This is a genomic window from Antrihabitans cavernicola, assembly GCF_008297975.1.
GTDB lineage: Bacteria > Actinomycetota > Actinomycetes > Mycobacteriales > Mycobacteriaceae > Antrihabitans > Antrihabitans cavernicola.
Window position 1 is genome coordinate 211,070 of record NZ_VLNY01000001.1, and the last position, 17,333, is coordinate 228,402.

At 64.1% G+C, this 17,333-nt stretch carries 16 protein-coding genes and 3 tRNA genes; 5 read left to right on the forward strand and 14 right to left on the reverse strand.

Annotated features, from left to right (window positions below; all coding sequences use genetic code 11):
• Positions 1–37: 37 nt before the first annotated feature.
• The 7 genes from FOY51_RS01085 to FOY51_RS01115 all read right to left on the reverse strand — a co-directional run bounded on the left by FOY51_RS01085 (position 38) and on the right by FOY51_RS01115 (position 5,836).
• Positions 38–1,612 (reverse strand): MDR family MFS transporter, encoded by a 1,575-nt coding sequence (locus FOY51_RS01085; RefSeq protein WP_149428355.1) that lies wholly within the window; start codon positions 1,610–1,612, stop codon positions 38–40.
• Between the two features lie 19 nt (positions 1,613–1,631).
• Complete coding sequence (locus FOY51_RS01090) at positions 1,632–2,099, reverse strand: MarR family winged helix-turn-helix transcriptional regulator (protein ID WP_149428356.1); 468 nt, start codon at positions 2,097–2,099, stop codon at positions 1,632–1,634.
• A 194-nt stretch (positions 2,100–2,293) separates the two neighbouring features.
• Positions 2,294–3,433, reverse strand: a complete 1,140-nt coding sequence (locus FOY51_RS01095) for an LLM class flavin-dependent oxidoreductase (protein WP_149428357.1) — start codon at positions 3,431–3,433, stop codon at positions 2,294–2,296.
• Entirely contained in the window at positions 3,430–4,746 is a 1,317-nt protein-coding gene (locus FOY51_RS01100; RefSeq protein WP_187776126.1) for a wax ester/triacylglycerol synthase family O-acyltransferase, read from the reverse strand. The genes FOY51_RS01095 and FOY51_RS01100 overlap by 4 nt, the downstream gene beginning before the upstream one ends.
• Positions 4,747–4,837: 91 nt before the next feature.
• Positions 4,838–4,910, reverse strand: a tRNA-Arg gene (locus tag FOY51_RS01105).
• Positions 4,911–4,964: 54 nt separating this feature from the next.
• Positions 4,965–5,054, reverse strand: a tRNA-Ser gene (locus tag FOY51_RS01110).
• Between the two features lie 89 nt (positions 5,055–5,143).
• Positions 5,144–5,836, reverse strand: a complete 693-nt coding sequence (locus FOY51_RS01115) for a dienelactone hydrolase family protein (protein ID WP_149428359.1) — start codon at positions 5,834–5,836, stop codon at positions 5,144–5,146.
• A gap of 50 nt (positions 5,837–5,886) precedes the next feature.
• On the opposite strand from FOY51_RS01115, the gene hisC reads away from it, so the two are divergent.
• Positions 5,887–6,963, forward strand: coding sequence for a histidinol-phosphate transaminase (hisC, locus tag FOY51_RS01120; protein WP_149428360.1), 1,077 nt, complete (start codon positions 5,887–5,889; stop codon positions 6,961–6,963).
• 102 nt (positions 6,964–7,065) lie between these two features.
• Positions 7,066–8,748: a bifunctional metallophosphatase/5'-nucleotidase gene (locus FOY51_RS01125; protein WP_149428361.1), complete on the forward strand. Its 1,683-nt coding sequence runs from the start codon at positions 7,066–7,068 to the stop codon at positions 8,746–8,748.
• Here FOY51_RS01125 and FOY51_RS01130 read toward each other — a convergent pair.
• Positions 8,745–9,752, reverse strand: coding sequence for an alpha/beta hydrolase (locus tag FOY51_RS01130; RefSeq protein ID WP_149428362.1), 1,008 nt, complete (start codon positions 9,750–9,752; stop codon positions 8,745–8,747). The genes FOY51_RS01125 and FOY51_RS01130 overlap by 4 nt on opposite strands.
• Positions 9,712–10,692 carry an alpha/beta hydrolase gene (locus FOY51_RS01135; protein WP_149428363.1) on the reverse strand — a complete coding sequence of 327 codons (981 nt, stop codon included), beginning with the start codon at positions 10,690–10,692 and terminating at the stop codon, positions 9,712–9,714. Before FOY51_RS01135 ends, FOY51_RS01130 begins: the two co-directional genes overlap by 41 nt.
• A 123-nt stretch (positions 10,693–10,815) precedes the next feature.
• On the opposite strand from FOY51_RS01135, the gene FOY51_RS01140 reads away from it, so the two are divergent.
• Positions 10,816–11,712, forward strand: a complete 897-nt coding sequence (locus tag FOY51_RS01140; protein WP_149428364.1) for a TIGR03619 family F420-dependent LLM class oxidoreductase — start codon at positions 10,816–10,818, stop codon at positions 11,710–11,712.
• On the opposite strand, the gene FOY51_RS01145 is transcribed toward FOY51_RS01140, so the two are convergent.
• Positions 11,701–12,600 carry an alpha/beta fold hydrolase gene (locus tag FOY51_RS01145; protein ID WP_149428365.1) on the reverse strand — a complete coding sequence of 300 codons (900 nt, stop codon included), beginning with the start codon at positions 12,598–12,600 and terminating at the stop codon, positions 11,701–11,703. The two genes, FOY51_RS01140 and FOY51_RS01145, sit on opposite strands and share 12 nt — an antisense overlap.
• Positions 12,597–13,253, reverse strand: a complete 657-nt coding sequence (locus FOY51_RS01150; RefSeq protein ID WP_149428366.1) for a TetR/AcrR family transcriptional regulator — start codon at positions 13,251–13,253, stop codon at positions 12,597–12,599. Before FOY51_RS01150 ends, FOY51_RS01145 begins: the two co-directional genes overlap by 4 nt.
• Positions 13,254–13,341: 88 nt before the next feature.
• Here FOY51_RS01150 and FOY51_RS01155 point away from each other — a divergent pair, with 88 nt between their 5' ends.
• A complete protein-coding gene (locus FOY51_RS01155) occupies positions 13,342–14,904 on the forward strand; it encodes an alkaline phosphatase D family protein (protein WP_149428821.1) in 1,563 nt (520 codons plus the stop codon).
• Here the strand turns inward: FOY51_RS01155 and FOY51_RS01160 are convergent.
• Together FOY51_RS01160 and FOY51_RS01165 are read right to left on the reverse strand one after the other, a co-directional pair.
• The gene (locus FOY51_RS01160) at positions 14,894–15,628 is read right to left on the reverse strand and encodes a class I SAM-dependent methyltransferase (protein ID WP_149428367.1); all 735 of its coding nucleotides are present in this window, start codon (positions 15,626–15,628) and stop codon (positions 14,894–14,896) included. The two genes, FOY51_RS01155 and FOY51_RS01160, sit on opposite strands and share 11 nt — an antisense overlap.
• Positions 15,629–15,631: 3 nt before the next feature.
• Entirely contained in the window at positions 15,632–16,573 is a 942-nt protein-coding gene (locus FOY51_RS01165; RefSeq protein WP_235916017.1) for an alpha/beta hydrolase, read from the reverse strand.
• Between the two features lie 131 nt (positions 16,574–16,704).
• On the opposite strand from FOY51_RS01165, the gene FOY51_RS01170 reads away from it, so the two are divergent.
• On the forward strand, positions 16,705–17,004 hold the full coding sequence (locus FOY51_RS01170) for an excalibur calcium-binding domain-containing protein (RefSeq protein WP_149428369.1): 300 nt from the start codon (positions 16,705–16,707) through the stop codon (positions 17,002–17,004).
• Between the two features lie 75 nt (positions 17,005–17,079).
• Here FOY51_RS01170 and FOY51_RS01175 read toward each other — a convergent pair.
• A tRNA-Ser gene (locus tag FOY51_RS01175) sits at positions 17,080–17,167 on the reverse strand.
• Positions 17,168–17,333 lie beyond the last annotated feature (166 nt).

Here is a 17,333-nt window from a genome sequence, read left to right on the forward strand (position 1 = left end):
TGCTTTTGTGCAAGTCAGCGTTCTACGTCGGGTCAGATCAGACGGTGACGAGTTCTTCCTGCTCCGACTCGATATCGATCGTCCGTCGTAGCGGGCGGTTCGGGATCAGGACGACCGCGACCAGGGTGACCAGCGCAACGAAGCCTGCGACCAGGAAGATCCGGCCGGTCGCATCACCGTAGGCGGCACGGATGACCATCTGCACCGGCTCGGGCAGCGACATCAAATCGAGGCTGGCGCCACCGCCCGACTTGCTCGGATCGATACCCATCTCGGCAAACCCGTCGGCAGAGAGAGTGCCGACGCGGCTGGCGAGGATCGAGCCGAGCACCGAGACGCCGATCGCGCCGCCGAAGGTACGGAAGAAGGCGACCGAACTGGATGCGGCACCGATGTTGTGCACGCTCACGGTGTTCTGCACGGCGAGCACCAGGTTCTGCATCAGCATGCCGGTACCGAGGCCGACGATCGTGATGAAGACGCCGACGGTCCAGAGGCTGGTGGTGTGGTCGATCGTGCCGAGCAACGCAAAGCCACCGACCAACAGGATCGCGCCGGTGATGATGAACGGCTTCCACTGACCGAAGCGGGTGATCAGCTGACCCGAGCCGACCGACGAGACCAACATGCCGACGACCAACGGAATCGACAGCAGCCCAGCGTCTGTCGGCGTGAAGCCGCGAGCGGTCTGGAAGTACTGACCGAGGAACGTCGTCGCACCGAACAGGCCGACTCCCACCGCGATGGACGCGATGATCGCAAGGCCGGTGGTGCGCTCCGTGACGATCTTCAGCGGGATGATCGGCGATTTCGCCTTCGACTCGACCCAGATCGTCGCGGCCAGCAGGACCAGACCGATGCCTACGTAGAGCGCCGATTCGCCGGAGATCCAGTCGTAGTAGCCGGCCTTGCCCGCGAACGACACCCAGATCAGCAGAACGGAGACACCCGCGGTCAGAAGTCCTGCGCCCAACCAGTCGATGGATACGTTCTCCTTGCGATCGGTCTCGATGTGCAGCGTCTTCTGCAGCAGCCCCAGCGCGATGACGGCGAGCGGGACGCAGACGAAGAAGCACCAGCGCCAACCAAGCGGACTGTCGACGATGACGCCACCCAGGATCGGACCACCCGACATCGACACGGCCATAACGGCACCCATGTAGCCGGAGTAGCGTCCGCGCTCACGTGGCGCGACGATACTGCCGATAATGGCGACCACCAACGCGGTCAGACCGCCCATGCCTACGCCCTGAATAACGCGGGCCGCCAACAGTATCGGCACATTGTGCGCGAAACCAGCTACCGCAGAGCCGATCACGAAGATGACGATCGCAGACTGGACCAGCACCTTCTTGTTGAACAGGTCGGCCAGTTTGCCCCAGATCGGCGTCGACGCGGCGTTCGCCAGCAGGGCGGCGGTGATGACCCACGTGTATGCGGTCTGCGAACCCTTGAGATCGCCGATGATGGTCGGCAACGCGGTCGCGACGATGGTGGTGCTCAGCAGTGCGGTGAACAGCGCTGCGAGCAGGCCGATCAACGCCTCGAGGATTTCCCGGTGAGTCATGGCGCCGGATTCGGTAGGCCTGCTCTCCAGTGTTGTTGTTGACATCGGTTGTCTCCCAATATGATTAAGCGTGAACCTGCATGGCGTGCTGCCGGCTGGCGTGGTCGAACATCGTGTTTTTCAATTTGCGGACGGACTCGAGTGCGGACTGCGCATCCGTCTCGTCCCATTCCGCCAAGGTCTCGCGCAACCGAGCAGATCGAACTTCCTTGGAGCGCAGGAGCAAAGCCTTGCCCGCGTCCGTGACGTGAACCAGCGAGGCTCGTCCGTCGCACGGATCGGCGTGCCTGCCGATGTAACCGGCATCCACCAGATCGGAGATCTGACGACTGAGCGACGACGGCGTGATGCACAGCTCCGTGGCCAACTCGTTCTGCCTGCACTCGCCGCGAGCAGCAAGAACGACGAGTACGCCGACCAGTGCTTGCGGAAGCGGATCGGTATGGCTGGCGACTATGGCCAACCGCAAGGCACGGCCGAAGAGAAACAATTCGTCGACCAGCTCGTGAGCGGTGTCAGGCTGTACGGCCACGACGCCTCCTCGGTAATAGATAGTTGCAGAACACAACAGTATCTATAATTACCTGAGGTAAGCAAATATTCCGATACGTCTACTACGTCACATTTATGAGTTCCGCGTAAATGGAGCGAACGTCACCTAAGCTCCGTCTGACGATGTCAAGGTCACCTTCGGTCCGTCGATGCAGAGACCAACGTGCCATCGCATTACAACCGCTTGATTGCCCGCATCGCCTTGACCAGCGGTTTCGTCGATGCCAACCCGCGACGCAGACTCGGCTGCAGAGACGAAACGTCCAGCGGCACGAAGTAGCGCATACCGCGATCACGCCACTCTGCGACCTGGTCGACCACCGATTCCGGTGTTCCCATGATTGCGCCGGACCGCAGCAACGACGTCGGCACCGTTTCGACATGTCGCAGCACGGTGGCCTCGTCGAGTGTCTGCGGCAGGAAGTCCTGGGCGCCAGCGAAGTCGTCTCCCAACGGGTGCCGCACGCCGTGCGCTGACCAGTCCGTCGCGGGCAGCGCAAGTGCCATCGCCTTCGCGGCGACGCCGTCGAGAATCTCGTCGACGGCATCCTCGCTTCGCGCGACGACAATCGGCAGGTTCAGCGCAGGAACGATGGTCGACGGGTCGCGACCGGCATCCGAGGCCGCAGCTCGAACCAGCTCCAGCTTCCTTTCGTATTCGACCGGGTCGCGGATGAACGCGGGGTACCAGCCATCGGCGTAGCGGCCTGTCGCACGTAGCATCCGCGGGCCGTGTGACGCGACCCAGATCGGCGGACGTGTCCCCTTGTACGGCGGAAGGTCGAACACGGCGTCGCGCAGAGGGAAGAATTCGGATTCCCGATTCACCGGCGCGCCACCCGAATTCCACAGCGCACGAACGGTTGCCAACGCATCGACGAATCGCGCGACCGGACGTGACCAGTCGACGCCGTAGGGCTCGTTGTTCTCACGTTCGCCCACGCCGATTCCGAGGATGGCGCGACCGCGGCTCAAGTGATGCAACGTCATCGCTGCCTGCGCGGTCACCGCGGGATGCCGCCGTCCGGCATCGGTGACGGAAACTCCCAATAGCAAGCGCGACAACCTGTTCCGAGCAGCCAGGTACCCGAGTTCGGTCCACGGTTCGTAGCATGCGTGCGCTCTCGGTGCGATTCGCGACACCCCGACATAGCGCGGAACGAAGATCGACTGCGGGATCACGTTGATCAAATGGTCAGGCGTCCACAGCGATTCGGCTCCGATCAGCGCGGCGAGCGTCCGACTGTTCCGCATCAGCAGGTCTGGTGAGAATCGGGTGTGCATGCCGAAGTCGACCAAACCGGTTCGGATCATCGTTCGAGATCCTGCAGTGCCCGCTCGTAGTGGTCGATGAACCGCTGCGTGTCGGGAATGGTCGTGACGACTCCGAAGTCCACCGAGCGCGCGGTATTCGACAACGCGATGTTGAGATCCAAGCCCTTGGTCACCAAGCCGATCGGATGCACTTCGACCAGAGCGGCACCGTTGAAATACAACTGGTCGCGAGACGACGGAACATTCGACACCACGGTCGTGAACCTGCGTGGCCGACCGGTGCGTCGCGGCCCGAAGAAGCGGTTGTAATAGATCGGCGACATGTTCGCCGCCGACCACGCCAACGCCGACCGCGCGTCGATCGACCGAAACAGCGCTTTGCCACTGTTCGTCGAGGCGTTGACAATTCGCAACCGTTCGAACGGATCGCGTCGATCCGTACCCAGATCGGCGACGATCGCACCAACGGCGTTGCCGCCGTCGCCTGCTTCGTCGACAGTGCGGGTTGCCATCGGGATCATCGCCTTCAGGCTGGCCTCCGGCAGCGCACCGCGACCGATCAGGTACGACCGCAACGCACCGCCACACGCCGCGACGAGGACGTCGTTGATCGACACGTCTCCGACACTGCGCCGGATCGCATCGAGTCGCTCGAATTCCCATGAGCAGACGGTGGTCTGGTGTGCGCTGCCGGTCACGCCGGCCCCGACGATCGGATGGGGGTAGGGCATGACCAACGATTCGTCGCGACGCGCCGCAGCCCGGATGACGCCTGCGTCCCGACCGAACGCGCGCAGTGGGTGCCGTGGTCCCGCGGCGCTCGGTTTCGCAAAGCCCGTCGCCGAGCGCGGCGTGTTCCACATGGCCACACAGTCGTCGGCGGTGGGATCGGTCGACAGGCAATCTCGAACGAGTCGCACGAACCCGATGCCGTCGACCAGCGAGTGGTGGATTTTGAGGTTGATCGCAAATCGCCGCCCGGCCATACCGTCGACAATGTCGGCCTCCCACAGCGGCCGAGACCGATCGAGCCGCCGCGCGCGGGAACGGACGATCACGGTGAGCAGCTCGTCGCGTCCGCCAGGTTGGGGCAGCGTCACGAAACGCAGATGGTGCTCGATATCCGGCTTGGCGACCGAGTCCCAGGCCGGCCTGCCCCGCATGCGACGGACCACTCGCCGGAAAACCGGGTGATAGTCCTCGTTCGCCAGGATGCGTTCGAAGACCTCGCGAACATAGTTCTCACCCGCTGTTGCGGGAATGTCGAACACCATGAGAACGGAGAAATGAGTCGGGTTCGCATCGTTTTCGCCGACGAGAAACGCCGCGTCGAGGGCAGCGATTTTCTCCACGCCGTGAGCATAACGGGCTCGATCCACGCTGCCCCGAAAAGAAAACATCCCCCACCTGCACCGAAGTGCCTGTGGGGGATGAATTTCTCTGTGCGCCCGAAGGGATTCGAACCCCTAACCTCCTGATCCGTAGTCAGGTGCTCTATCCGTTGAGCTACGGGCGCATGTGTTGCAAGAAACACCGTATTCAGTTGTTACCGGAAAACTTCTCCCGGGTCTGGCGGAGGCGAGAGGATTTGAACCTCCGGACCCGGTGAAGGGTCAAGTCATTAGCAGTGACTCCCATTCGGCCGCTCTGGCACGCCTCCTGAGTTTCTCTCTCGAGAGGGCCGTCCTTTCGAACCGCCGAGGGCAAAGATTACACAGCCGCGCAGCGCTAAGCAAAACCGGTATCGACTCAGCGCAGATTGCTGTCGAACCAATCGAAGATGCGGGTCTGCGCGTCGACGAGAACATCGTCACTCGAGTCGGCGGTCGGCTCGTCCGCGCGGTGCCCGACGCCCGCATAGCTCACGACGTTCGTCGCGACGGGTGCCTTCGCGACGGCGTCACGCAACTGCTCGACCTGCTCGGGCGGCGATTCCGCATCACCCTCGCCGTAGAGGCCGAGCCACGGCGCTTGCAATTGTTCGGCAGCATCGACCAGCGCGGGGACGTCCGCGGTCAGCGGCTCGACGATTCCACGGGCGGCAATGCTGACGGCGGCGCCGATCGGTCGCGACGTGGCAACCAGAAAGGCGGCGCTACCGGCATCGTCGAAACCGAGCGCTCCGACGCAGTCGGCGAACACTCCCCTGGCGGTCAGCCAGTCGAACGACGCATCGAAGTTCGCGAACAGACTGCCCCCGAACACCTGCGCGTCCGACGACCGATCGAACAGATGCGGTGCCACCGCAATCCAGCCCTCGGCCGAAAGCGATCGCATCAGGGCCAGCAGCGAATCGGTGAACTCACTCGATCGGTGCAGCACCACAATGCCGCCGCGTGCATTTCCCTCCGGCTCGATGGCGGTGACCGGAACGGTCGCGCCATCGGCGGTTTTGCCTTCCTTCGCGCGCAACGGCGCGGCATCTTCGAAGAATCCCGACATGGAACCAGGGTAGGTCGGCTCCGGTTCCACCGCATCGCCATACTTGGACGGTGACTGCGCGCATCCGCGAGGACCTCGAATCGATTCCGCCCTACGTTCCCGGGCGCAATTTTCCGGGCGCGATCAAGCTGGCCAGCAACGAGACCACGCTGGGTCCGCTGCCCAGTGTCAGCAAGGCGATCGCGGAAGCCGTCGAATCGGCGAATCGTTATCCGGACAACGGGTCGGTGGAACTGGTCACCGCCCTCGCCGACTCGCTCGGTGTCGCACCGGAGAACGTCGCGGCAGGCTGCGGCAGTGTCGCGATCTGCCAGGAGTTGGTCGCCATCACCTGCGTGCCCGGCGACGAGGTGCTCTACGCGTGGCGCGCCTTCGAGGCCTATCCGGTCGTCACGAAGGTTGCGGGTGCCACCGAGGTGACCGTTCCACTCGACGCCGACCATGTCCACGATCTCGACGCCATTGCCGCCGCGATCACCCCGCGCACCCGCCTGATATTTGTCTGCAACCCCAACAATCCAACCGGAACCGCTGTCGGCCGACGCGCACTGGAGCGGTTTCTGGATTCGGTGCCCGCGGAGATACTGGTGGTGCTCGACGAGGCGTACCTCGAGTACGTTCGCATTCCCGTGGAGGATCGAGCCGACGGCGTCGAACTCGGCCGCAGCAGGCCCAATGTCGTTGTCCTGCGGACTTTCTCGAAGGCCTATGGTCTCGCGGGCCTGCGCGTCGGCTACGCCGTCGGCGACCCGGAGATCATCAGGTCGCTCAGCAAGGTGCACGTCCCGTTCAGCGTCAGCCGAGTTGCCCAGGCGGCGGCGATCGCGTCGTTGGAAGCGCAGGCGGAGTTACTCGACCGCACCGACGCCGTTGTCGCCGAGCGCAATCGAGTGCGCACCGCACTGCTCGATGCCGGCTACCTCGTCGCCGAATCCGAGGCCAATTTCGTATGGTTGCCGCTGGGCGATCGAGCCGTTCCCTTCGCGACGCTGCTGGCGCAATCGGACGTTCTGGTGCGACCGTTTGCGGGTGACGGTGTGCGCGTCACAATCGGCGATCCCCACGAAAACGACGCATTTCTCACTCTCGCAACAAAACCGGATGCACTGGCGGCTTTCTCCGGCTAAACAAACCGCTAGCGTTGCTTCGAAACGAAAATGTAACCATTAAGTAGGGCGCATTCACCACCCCGATTGGCAGACTGTGACGGTCAGCCGAAGGGGGTTCGAGTGCCGAAGCACGCCGCTGCTTGTGCGGTCGCCGTGCTCGTCGCAACACTCGCCGCGTGCACGCTGTTCACGGGTGGTGTTGCGGCAGCACAGAATCCAGACGTTCTCGCGGTTCGGCTGCTTGCCTTCAACGATCTGCACGGCACCCTCGCGCCACCGCAGGGAAGTGCGGGCGAAGTGGTCGGCGCAGACGGCTCGGCCATCGCGGCAGGCGGTGCAGCCTACTTGGCTGCCTATGTCGATCAATTGCGAAGCCAGGCATCGAATTCGTTGCTTTATTCGGTGGGTGACAACTGGGGCGCGTCGCCATTGGAGTCGTCACTGTTTCATGACGAGCCCACCGTCGATCTACTCAACTCGATGGGCGTCGCGGCATCAGGAATCGGCAATCACGAGTTGGACGCCGGCTTTGCCGAATTTCAGCGCATGCAACGCGGCGGGTGCAATCCGGTCGATGGCTGCCTTTTCACCGACACCTTTTCCGGCGCCCGCTTTCCCATGCTCGCCGCAAATCTGACGTTCGCGAACGGTGTTCCGGCCACGCTGCCGTTCAACGTCAATTACGTCGACGGCATCCCCATCGGTGTGATCGGCGTACTTCCGGAGAACTCGCCGAAGATCATCGCCGCGGGCCGCACGGCAGGTCTCGCATTCGGCGACGAACTCCAGGCGATCGACCGCACCGCCGACCTGCTCGACTTCTTCGGCGTCAAAGCCATCACGGTGTTGCTGCACCGTGGCGACGACTCGTCGCCCGGCTCGCCCGACGACTGCAACCTCACCACCAACTCCGCCCGTCGGATCGCACAACTCGCCAGCCCCAAGGTGGACGTCGTATTCTCTGCGGCGGGCAACAATCAGTACAACTGTCGCGTCGACGACCCACTCGGCAACCCGCGGGTGTTCATGCAGGGCGCATCGAACGGAAGGGTCCTCTCCGTCGTCGACCTCGGCATCGACCGCAGTACGCGCGATGTCCTGAGAGATCGGACCAACTCGTTCAATCAGATCGTCGGCCGCAACATCGCACCCGATCCCGCGGCGAAAGCGATAGTGGACCGCGCAAGCGCCAAGGCCGCGGCGGTGTCGAAGCGCGTCGTCGGCTCGACTGCGGATCAGGTGGTGCGCCAAGCCGCCCCCAGTGGTGAATCGCCCCTCGGCAATCTGATCGCGGACGCCCAACTCGCCGCGTCGGCTCCAGTGGGTGCCCAACTGGCGCTGACTAACGCAGGCGGCATCCGCGCCGACCTCGGGTCCGGAACCATCAGCTACGGCGACATCCACAATGTCCAACCGTTCGACAATTCCATTCGCGTGGTGTCGATGACCGGCGCCCAGATCGACGACGCGTTGGAGCAACAATTCCAGCAGCGCGACGACGGAACAGCGTTGCGCGACGTCCTCGCGCCGTCGGCGAACGTGTCCTACGAGCTGCACAGCGCAGCCCATCCGGGAACTCGGATCGTGAATCTGTCCATCGATGGCCGACCGGTCGTTCGCGACGCTGTCTACCGGGTCGCAGTCAACGAGTTCCTGGCAGGCGGCGGGGACGGCTTCGCAGCGTTCCGTAGCGCGCGCGACAGCGTCGACGTCGGTAAGGATGCCGATCTACTCGCCGCATATCTCGGCGCGCGCGGCCCCGTCGTCGCACCCGCGACCAACCGCATCAAGGCGGCAGGTTAGGCGCCGAGCGCGCCACCGATCGTCGGCCATGACGACACAAGATCGTCGGTCCAGTAGGGCCACGAATGCGTGCCCGTCTGCTGGAAATCGAACGTGGCCGGGATCCCCAAACTGCCCAATGCGCCGGCAAGCTGATGTGTGCACGCGTTGGTGATCGCTTCGAGGGGACCGCCGATCAGCGCAGACGGCAGTAGGTCGGGGTTGGCCGGAATCTCGTGGCGCCCGGGTAGACCGCTGCCGGCGGAGACGTATATTGCCTTGCCGCGCAACGCAGCTGCGTGTAAAACGACGTCGTGCGCCGCCCAGTCCGGATCGTCCTGCGCGCCGAACATGTTGTCCGCGTCGCCACCGAAACTCGCGATGACGGCACGTATCTGGGCTTGACCGAAATCGTCTGCAGCCGTGTAGCACCCGCTGAACGACGCGACGGCGCGATAGACCTGCGGCGCCCGCACGGCCAGCATCATCGCGGCCTCCGCACCCATCGACAGCCCGACGATCGCGTTGCTGCCGTTGCCGTCGAATCGGCCGTCGATCAGTGGTGGCAGCTCCTTGGTCAGGAAGGTCTCCCACTTGTAGTGCCCCAATGTGGGATCGGTCTTCTGCCAGTCCGTGTAGTAGCTCGCGGTCCCACCGACGGTGAGGACGGCGTTGACGTCCTTGTCGTCGAAGAACTGCACGGCGTTGCCCAATGTGGTCCAGTGGCTGCCGGTGTTGTCGGCGCTACGACCGTCGAGCAGATACACCGTCGGGCGTGGCTTGGCGGTGTCCCGCGGCAGCAGCAACTGCACCTCGACGACGGAACCCATCGCGGGCGAGTCGACGAACACGCGCAGCCAACGATCGGTGATCTTCTCGATGTGATCGATCGTCGCGGTTCGTCCGACACTGCCTGTCGGTGCGGCACTCGCTGGCGCCGACGCGATGAAGGGAATCATCCCGAACAGCAGCAGCGCCGCGGTGCTAGTCGCCCAGCGACGCAGCAACGGTCGGCCAGGAGACATGCAGGGCATCTTGCCAGTATGGCCACGAGTGAGTGCCGTATGGCCGGAAGTTGAATCGTGCCGGGATCTTCAGTTGCGCGAGCCGCTGCTGGAATTGCACCGTGCAGGTACGCGCGGCCGCTTCCAGCGGACCGCCCTGGATCACGGCGGTACCGGTATCGGCGCCGGGCAGCAGCTCGTACGGACCGGGCAGGCCGTTGCCGACGTCGAGGTAGATGCTCTTGCCGCGCAGCTTCTCGGCGTTGGTGGACGGGTCGTGGCTGACCCAGTCCGGGTTGTCGTCGGGTCCCCACATGTTGTCCGCGTTGCCACCACGAGAGGCGACGGTCGCGCGGATCGCCGACTTGGCATTCGGGTCCGTCGAGCTGGGACAGGCCGAGTAGGCGGCGACGCCGCGATACAGATCGGGGTGGCGAGTGATCAGGGCGAGAGCACTCTGACCGCCCATCGACAGTCCGCCGATCGAGTTCACACCGTTGCCGTCGAGGTCGCCGTCGATGATCGGCGGCAGTTCCTTGGTGAGAAAGGTTTCCCACTTGTTGACACCGAGAATCGGGTCGGGTTTCTGCCAGTCCGTGTAATAGCTACCCGTGCCGCCGACGGGCAGCACAACGTTGACGTTCTTGTTCTGGAAGAAGCGAACGATGTCCGTCTTCTTGGTCCAGGTGCTCTCGTCGGTGCCCGATTCGACGCCGTCGAGCAGGTAGAACGACGGCCGAGGACTGTTGTTCGCAGGGTGCAGCACCTGCACCTGAACGGTACGACCCATCGCGGGTGAATCGACGAAGACCGCCGACCGCGTCGGCGACAGCGCGTCGATGTGGGCAACGTGTACCGAGGTGGGTGCGAGCGGAGGCGGCGGCGCGGCGACTGCGGCACCGGTGCCTGCCCATGCCAATGGCAGGACAACGCCGAGCACCGCAAAAAACCGCCTACGCATGAAGCCCCTCACCGCGTCGTCAAGTCGTCGAATAGCACGACGACTCGTCTTGCCGCCGGGACCAAGGTAGCGCACCGAACTCGAGCGATACCTGTGAGACTGCTGATGCGCAAGAATAAAAGCATGGAACTTGGATTCGGATTACCGGTATCCGGCTCGTGGGCGACGCCGCGCAATATCCGGGCAATCGCCACCCGCGCCGACGAGCTCGGATACGCCACCCTGTGGACGTTTCAGCGGCTGCTGGTTGCCGAAGCGGTGCCGTTGGGTCCGCAGTATGCGAGCGTCCTCGACCCGATCGCCGCACTCGGATTCGCGGCAGCCGTCACCGATCGAATCCGCCTCGGCACCGCCGTCTTCAACATGCCGTTCTCGTCCCCCGCGCTGCTCGGCAAGCAGTTGGCCACCGTCGACGTGTTGTCGAACGGCCGCCTGGATGCCGGCCTGGGACTCGGCTGGTCGGAAGATGAATTCGTCGCCGTCGGCTCCGACTACGCGCAGCGCGGCCAACGGGCCGAAGACTTCGTTGCCTGTTTGAAGCAGGTGTGGGGTGCGGATCCCGTCGAGTACGACGGTCCGTTCTATCGAGTCCCGAAATCGAGTGTGCTGCCGAAGCCGGTGCAGAGCGCTCCCCCGATCCTGCTCGGCGGTGCCGCGCCGGCAGCGCTGGATCGGGTCGGGCGAATCGCGGACGGCTGGATCAGCAGCAGCCGGACCGACTTGGCGGCGATCGGCGAAGCGGTGACGCGGATCAAGTCGTCGGCGCGGGACGCCGGTCGCGATCCCGAATCGTTGTCGTATGTCTGCCGCGGTGTGGTGGTCGTCGGGGAGCGGAAGGGACCGCTGTCCGGGTCGTTCGACGAGATCCGCGGCGACCTGCACGAGCTTGCCGAGCAAGGCCTTACCGAGACATTCCTCGACCTGAACTTCGATCCGGCGATCGGCAATCCGAATGCCGACCCGGCCGAGTCCGTTCGTCGCGCCAACGAACTGCTGGACGAGTTCGCGTCAGGACTGTGATGTCAGGACACGGTCGGCCAGTTCAGCGACGAATCGCGCGATCTCAGCAGGTTTTTCCTCCGCCATGAAGTGACCGGCGTCGATCGACTGGTACGTCAGGTCTGGCGCCCACGCACGCCAGAGTGCCGCGGCGTCGAAGCCCAACTGCGAACCCCAGTCCTGCGAGATCACTCCCACCGGCATGGAGAGTTGCCGTCCGGCGGCGCGGTCCTCACGATCCATGTCGAGATCGATACCCGCGGTGGCGCGATAGTCGGCGACGATCGAGTCGATCGCATCGACCGAGCTGTCGACGTAGTGCTGCCGCACCTCGGAAGTAAAGGTCGCGCCTGTGGGATCCCACGCGTCGAGGAACGAGAGGAAGAACTCCTCGCCGACCGCCTCGATCATCTTCTCCGGCAAGCCCACCGGTTGTGCCATGAGATAGAGGTGCCAGGCCACCTTCGCGTCGACGCCGCGTAGGACGTCCCAAGTATCAAGCGTAGGAAGCACATCCAGGATCCCGAGGTACTCCACGACGTTCGGATGATCGAGACCTGCGCGAACTCCGACCAGCGCACCACGGTCATGGCCGATCAAACCGAAGTGGTCGTGACCGAGAGCCGCAGCGACCGCGACGACGTCGCGTGCCATGGTTCGCTTCGAATAGGTCGATGGGCCGTTCTCGGCGGGTTTGGCGCTTTGTCCGTACCCGCGCAAATCGGGAACGATGACGGTATGCCTGTCGGCAAGGTCCTCGGCAACCGTCCGCCACATGTAGTGCGTCTGCGGGAATCCGTGGAGCAGGACGACGGCTGGGCCGTTGCCGGCGACGGCTATGTTCAATTCGACGCCCGCGTCACCTCCAATCGTCTTGTAGTCGAACCCTTCGATGGTCAACGGACTCATGGCGTTTCCTTAGTTCGATGAGTGGGACAACCGGAGAAGATGCCGGCTGGAAGGTCTGTGTGACCAGGGGCAGTCAGTGCGGGGATCAGGACCGCATCGACGAGCGATTCGAGGTAGACGTCGTCCAGTTGCAACCCGTTCATCCGTCGAAGGAGAATGGTCGCGCCCGCGACCTCCTCGAACGCAAACGGGTTCACGTCCTCGCTCACTTCGCCACGTCCGATCGCGGCAGCAACCACCGAGTCGGGAAGTCGTGCGCCGGTCGGGCCGACTGATCGCTCGATCTCGTTGCATAGCTCAGGATCCTCGAGCCCGGCTTGCAGCAATAGGAACGCGGTCTGACTGTCGGCGGCGGTCATCGACTCTCTCAACCGCCGACAAAGCGCGAGTAGATCTCCACGCAAGCTGCCTGTGTCGATCTCGGCGGGGCCTTCTCGACTCGCAGGCCCTGCCTTCAGCGCCGCAATCACCATGTCGCGCTTGGAGTTCCAGCGCCGATAGAGCGTGGCTTTGGACGCACTGGCTCGACGCGCAACTTCCTCGAAGCTGACTCCGTCGTAGCCGGCTTCGGCGAGCAGCGTGTTCACGACGTCCAAGATTGCGGCTTCACGACGATCGTCGCGCGGACGACCGCCCAGGTTTGGATACGCCACGTTCCGTACCGTAACATAGTCAATGGCCCTCGTTTGGTTTTCACCCGCCGTTCGGGTTGCCGTGGCTCGCCTCGGCGAGGCTCGCGGGATGGACAGATTCGTACTCGATCGCCGCACCCTGCTCCGCTCGTCGCTGCTGATTCCGGTTGCGGGTGCGCTCGCAGCGTGCGGTTCGGACGCGTCGCCCACTCTGGCGCGCAACCGCCCCCGACTGACGCACGGAATTTCCAGCGGCGACCCACGACCCGACGGCGCACTGGTCTGGGCGCGCTCCGATACGCCCGCGAAGATGATCGTCGAAACGTCGGCAACGGAGTCGTTCACGAATCCACGTCGGATCGAGGGACCGATGCTCACACCGGATTCCGACGGCACCGGACGGATTCGCGTCACCGGGCTGGAATCGGGGCAGACCGTGCACTATCGGGTCACCCTGGAGGGCGACGACGGAGCCACCTCGGAGCCCGCGACCGGAATCTTCCGCACCGCGCCGACCGCCGCGGACGGCGTTCGCTTCGTCTGGTCCGGCGACGTCGTCGGGCAGGGTTGGGGTATCAACGAATCGATCGGCGGCATGGCGATCTTCGGTGCGATGGCCGATCGTATGCCGAACTTCTTCATCCATTCCGGCGACGCCATCTACGCCGACAATCCAGTGCCCGCGACACAGCAGCAGAACGACGGCGGCACCTACCGATCGGTGACCGCGGCAGCCAAAGACCACGTCGCGCAGGATCTGGGCAGCTTCCGTGGCAGCTACGCCTACAACCTGACCGACACGAACTACCTACGATTCAATTCCCAAGTCCCACAACTGATCCAGTGGGATGACCACGAAGTTCTGAACAATTGGTTTCCCGGCGAATCGTTGGCCGGGCAGAACCGCAAGGGCTACACCGAGACCGACGTGAACAAGCTCGCCGCCATGGCCAACCAGGCGTGGCGCGAGTGGCAGCCCGTGCAACCGGGCGAAGCGGTCGACGGTCGGGTGTATCGCAAGGTGTCGTACGGTCCACTGCTCGACGTGTTCATCCTCGACATGCGCAGCTACAAGGATCCGAATCCGCAGGCCTGGGCGGAATCCGACGACGCCGGAATTCTCGGCGCCGCGCAGACGCAGTGGTTGATCGATGGCTTGAAGTCGTCCACGGCAACGTGGAAGGTGGTCGCGAACGACCTGCCGATCAGCATCGTCGTTCCGGACGCAAACACCAACCCACCGTCGGGTCCTCCGTCGATGGAGGCGGTCGCGCAGGGCGACAACGGGCGACCGCTCGGGCGGGAGATCGCGTTCTCGCGGATTCTGTCCGGGACTCGCGACGTCCGCAACGTCGTCTTCCTCACCGCCGACGTGCACTACACCGCTGCCATCTCCTACCACCCGGACCGGGCAGGGTTCGCCGACTTCGCGCCGTTCTGGGAGTTCGTCTCCGGACCGCTCAATGCGGGATCGTTTCCGCAGAGTCCGTTGGACGGCACGTTCGGCGCGCAGTACGAATTCGTGCACGCCCCGGACAAGCCGAACGCATCACCGGCGGAGGGCTTTCAGCATTTCGGTGAGGTAGAGATCGACAAGGATTCCCGCGCGCTCACCGTCAACCTGCGCGACGCGAAGGGTGCGAGCCTCTACTCCAAAACCCTCACGGTTTGATCGCTCGGTAGGAGTGCGTCACGTACGGCATGACGATCGGGCTCTGGCCTGTGACGTCCGGATCGTTGGCGAGTAGATCGGCGATCTCGGCGAGGATTCTTTCCCGGTCCTGCTCCTCGGCGGTGATCACGTAACTGCGCGACGCGGCCATCGCGACGATGTCGTCGGCGGTCATCTGCCGCTGCCACTCGACCCGGTTTTCCTCGACCGACTCGAACGGTGCCGACACCGTCGGACCACCTTCGGCGATCAGGATCTCGGCAGCGCTGCCGTGCATGATTTCGGTGAGCCGGTGCACCCACGGCACCGACTCGTCGCGGATGTTCCAGATCAGGCCGAGCGTGCCGCCGGGTTTCAGGACTCGCGCGACCTCGCGCGACGCGGCGTCCGGATCGACCCAGTGCCACGCCTGCCCGAAGACGACGGCGTCGACGGAGGCATCGGGCAACGGGATCTGCTCGCCGGTCCCGTGCAGGGTGCGGACGGTCGGATACTGCTTCGCCAACGAGGCCAGCATCTCGGTGTCGGGGTCGACGGCGATGACGTCGCGGTCTGGTTGCAGCATGCTCGCGGTCAGCTTGCCGGTGCCCGCGCCGACGTCGGCGATGGTGGTTGCGGTGGCCGGAACGAGCCAGTCGACGGCGGCCTGCGGGTAGCTGGGTCGGCCGCGGTTGTAATTGTCGGTTTCGCGGCCGAACGAGGTCGCCATGTCGTCTCGAGTCATTGCCTACGCTCCGATCGCCGGGCCGATCGTCGGCCACGAGTCATGCAATGCATCCTGCCAGTACGGCCAGGAGTGGATGCCGCTCGGACGGTAGGCGAATCGCGCGGGGATGCCGAGTGTGCGCAGGCGCTGCTCGAACGCGATGGTGCACACGTTCACCATCGCCTCGACGGGCGCGCCGGAGAAGATGCGGGCGGGAAGTTCGGCGTCGAGATTCAGGTCGTGCGGTCCGAGGAGTCCGGTACCGGTGGAGAGGTAGATCGCCTTGCCGCGGAGCCGGTCGGCGTTGATGGCCGAATCGTGATCGGCCCAGTCGGGGCTGCCGGGCAAGCCCCACATGTTGATCGGGTTGGCGCCACGGAGCGCGATGGAGAACATGGTGGCTGCGGCGGAGAGGGTGGCGTCGGGGCATGCGCTGTAGCCGGCGACGGCGCGATAGAGCCACGGGTTGCGGGTGACGAGCGTGAAGGCGGCGTTGCCACCCATCGAGAGGCCACCGACAGCGTTGACGCCGTTGCCGCCGAACTGGCCGTCGATGATCGGCGGCAGTTCGCGGGTGAGGAAGGTTTCCCATTTGTAGTTGCCGAGTCGTGGATCCGGTCGCTCCCAGTCCGTGTAGTAACTGGCGAGGCCGCCGACGGGAAGGACCACGTTGACGTTCTTGTTAGCGAAGAAGTTGACGGCGTCCGTCGCGACTGTCCAGATGCTTTCCTGATCGCCCGGGACCAGTCCGTCTAGCAGGTAGTAGCTGGGCCGTGATCCTCCACCGGCGGGATGCAGAATCTGCACCTGCACCCGGTGTCCCATCGCGGGCGAGTCAATGAAAAGTGCTGTGCGCGTTGGGGTGAGGTTGACAACATTCGCAACCCGAGCTTCGGCATCGGCCGGGCCAGCGCCGAGAAGGGCCAGCAGTAGCACTGTGACGATCAGCAGTCCCCGACGCACGTTGCCCTCCTCGATGCGGAGTTCTCAACGTAGCTCGATCGTTGCCCATAAATCGGAGGTAACAGGTAGCAATTGCAGAACGATCCTGTATCGACTCTTCCTCCACCACATTTCTCAGGGGCCAACCAATGATGCGTTCAGCACGTCGACTATGTATCGGAATTCTCGCCGCCTCCGGAGTTCTGCTCGCCGTGCCGAGCATGGCCAACGCAGACCCGGTCACCGATTTTCTGTGCAGCAGCGGTTCGGCACAGTTCTGCCCGGCACCATTGGCCCCTGCACCCGAAGGTGGTGCCGGTGAGGGCTACAAGAACTGCACCGAGGCATGGAACGCAGGCGTAGCACCGATCTACCGCGGCCAGGCGGGCTATTCGCCGCATCTCGACAGCGACAACGACGGTGTTGCATGTGAGAAGGATCCGCGGCGGTAGCTCTTCGGTGAGTGGGCTCTGGTGGCGGTGCTACTCGACGTTTGCCGCCCTCATAGCCCGTTCACCGTCACAGCTTGGCGGAAGCGGAGGGATTTGAACCCCCGGTCGTTCTCACGACGCTCGCTTTCAAGGCGAGTGCATTCGGCCGCTCTGCCACGCTTCCGTGACGAATACTATCGGGTCGCTTGTCGACCCCTGAAAAATGGTCGAGCCCCGGCTACCGCACCGCTCGCGCACCCCGGTTCCGACCCACGCACCCCGGATGGGGAGTGCGTGGGCTGGAACTCGAGTGTGTGAGGCGGCTTGGTAGCCGGGGCTCGACTCTCGTT

Excerpts from the sequence above, each read along its gene's own strand:
- FOY51_RS01085 (WP_149428355.1), bottom strand. The coding sequence starts at position 1,612 with ATGTCAACAACAACACTGGAGAGCAGGCCTACCGAATCCGGCGCCATG.
- FOY51_RS01095 (WP_149428357.1), bottom strand. The coding sequence starts at position 3,433 with ATGATCCGAACCGGTTTGGTCGACTTCGGCATGCACACCCGATTCTCA.
- FOY51_RS01115 (WP_149428359.1), bottom strand. The coding sequence starts at position 5,836 with ATGTCGGGATTCTTCGAAGATGCCGCGCCGTTGCGCGCGAAGGAAGGC.
- FOY51_RS01130 (WP_149428362.1), bottom strand. The coding sequence starts at position 9,752 with ATGTCTCCTGGCCGACCGTTGCTGCGTCGCTGGGCGACTAGCACCGCG.
- FOY51_RS01135 (WP_149428363.1), bottom strand. The coding sequence starts at position 10,692 with ATGCGTAGGCGGTTTTTTGCGGTGCTCGGCGTTGTCCTGCCATTGGCA.
- FOY51_RS01140 (WP_149428364.1), top strand. The coding sequence starts at position 10,816 with ATGGAACTTGGATTCGGATTACCGGTATCCGGCTCGTGGGCGACGCCG.
- FOY51_RS01145 (WP_149428365.1), bottom strand. The coding sequence starts at position 12,600 with ATGAGTCCGTTGACCATCGAAGGGTTCGACTACAAGACGATTGGAGGT.
- FOY51_RS01155 (WP_149428821.1), top strand. The coding sequence starts at position 13,342 with ATGGACAGATTCGTACTCGATCGCCGCACCCTGCTCCGCTCGTCGCTG.
- FOY51_RS01160 (WP_149428367.1), bottom strand. The coding sequence starts at position 15,628 with ATGACTCGAGACGACATGGCGACCTCGTTCGGCCGCGAAACCGACAAT.
- FOY51_RS01170 (WP_149428369.1), top strand. The coding sequence starts at position 16,705 with ATGCGTTCAGCACGTCGACTATGTATCGGAATTCTCGCCGCCTCCGGA.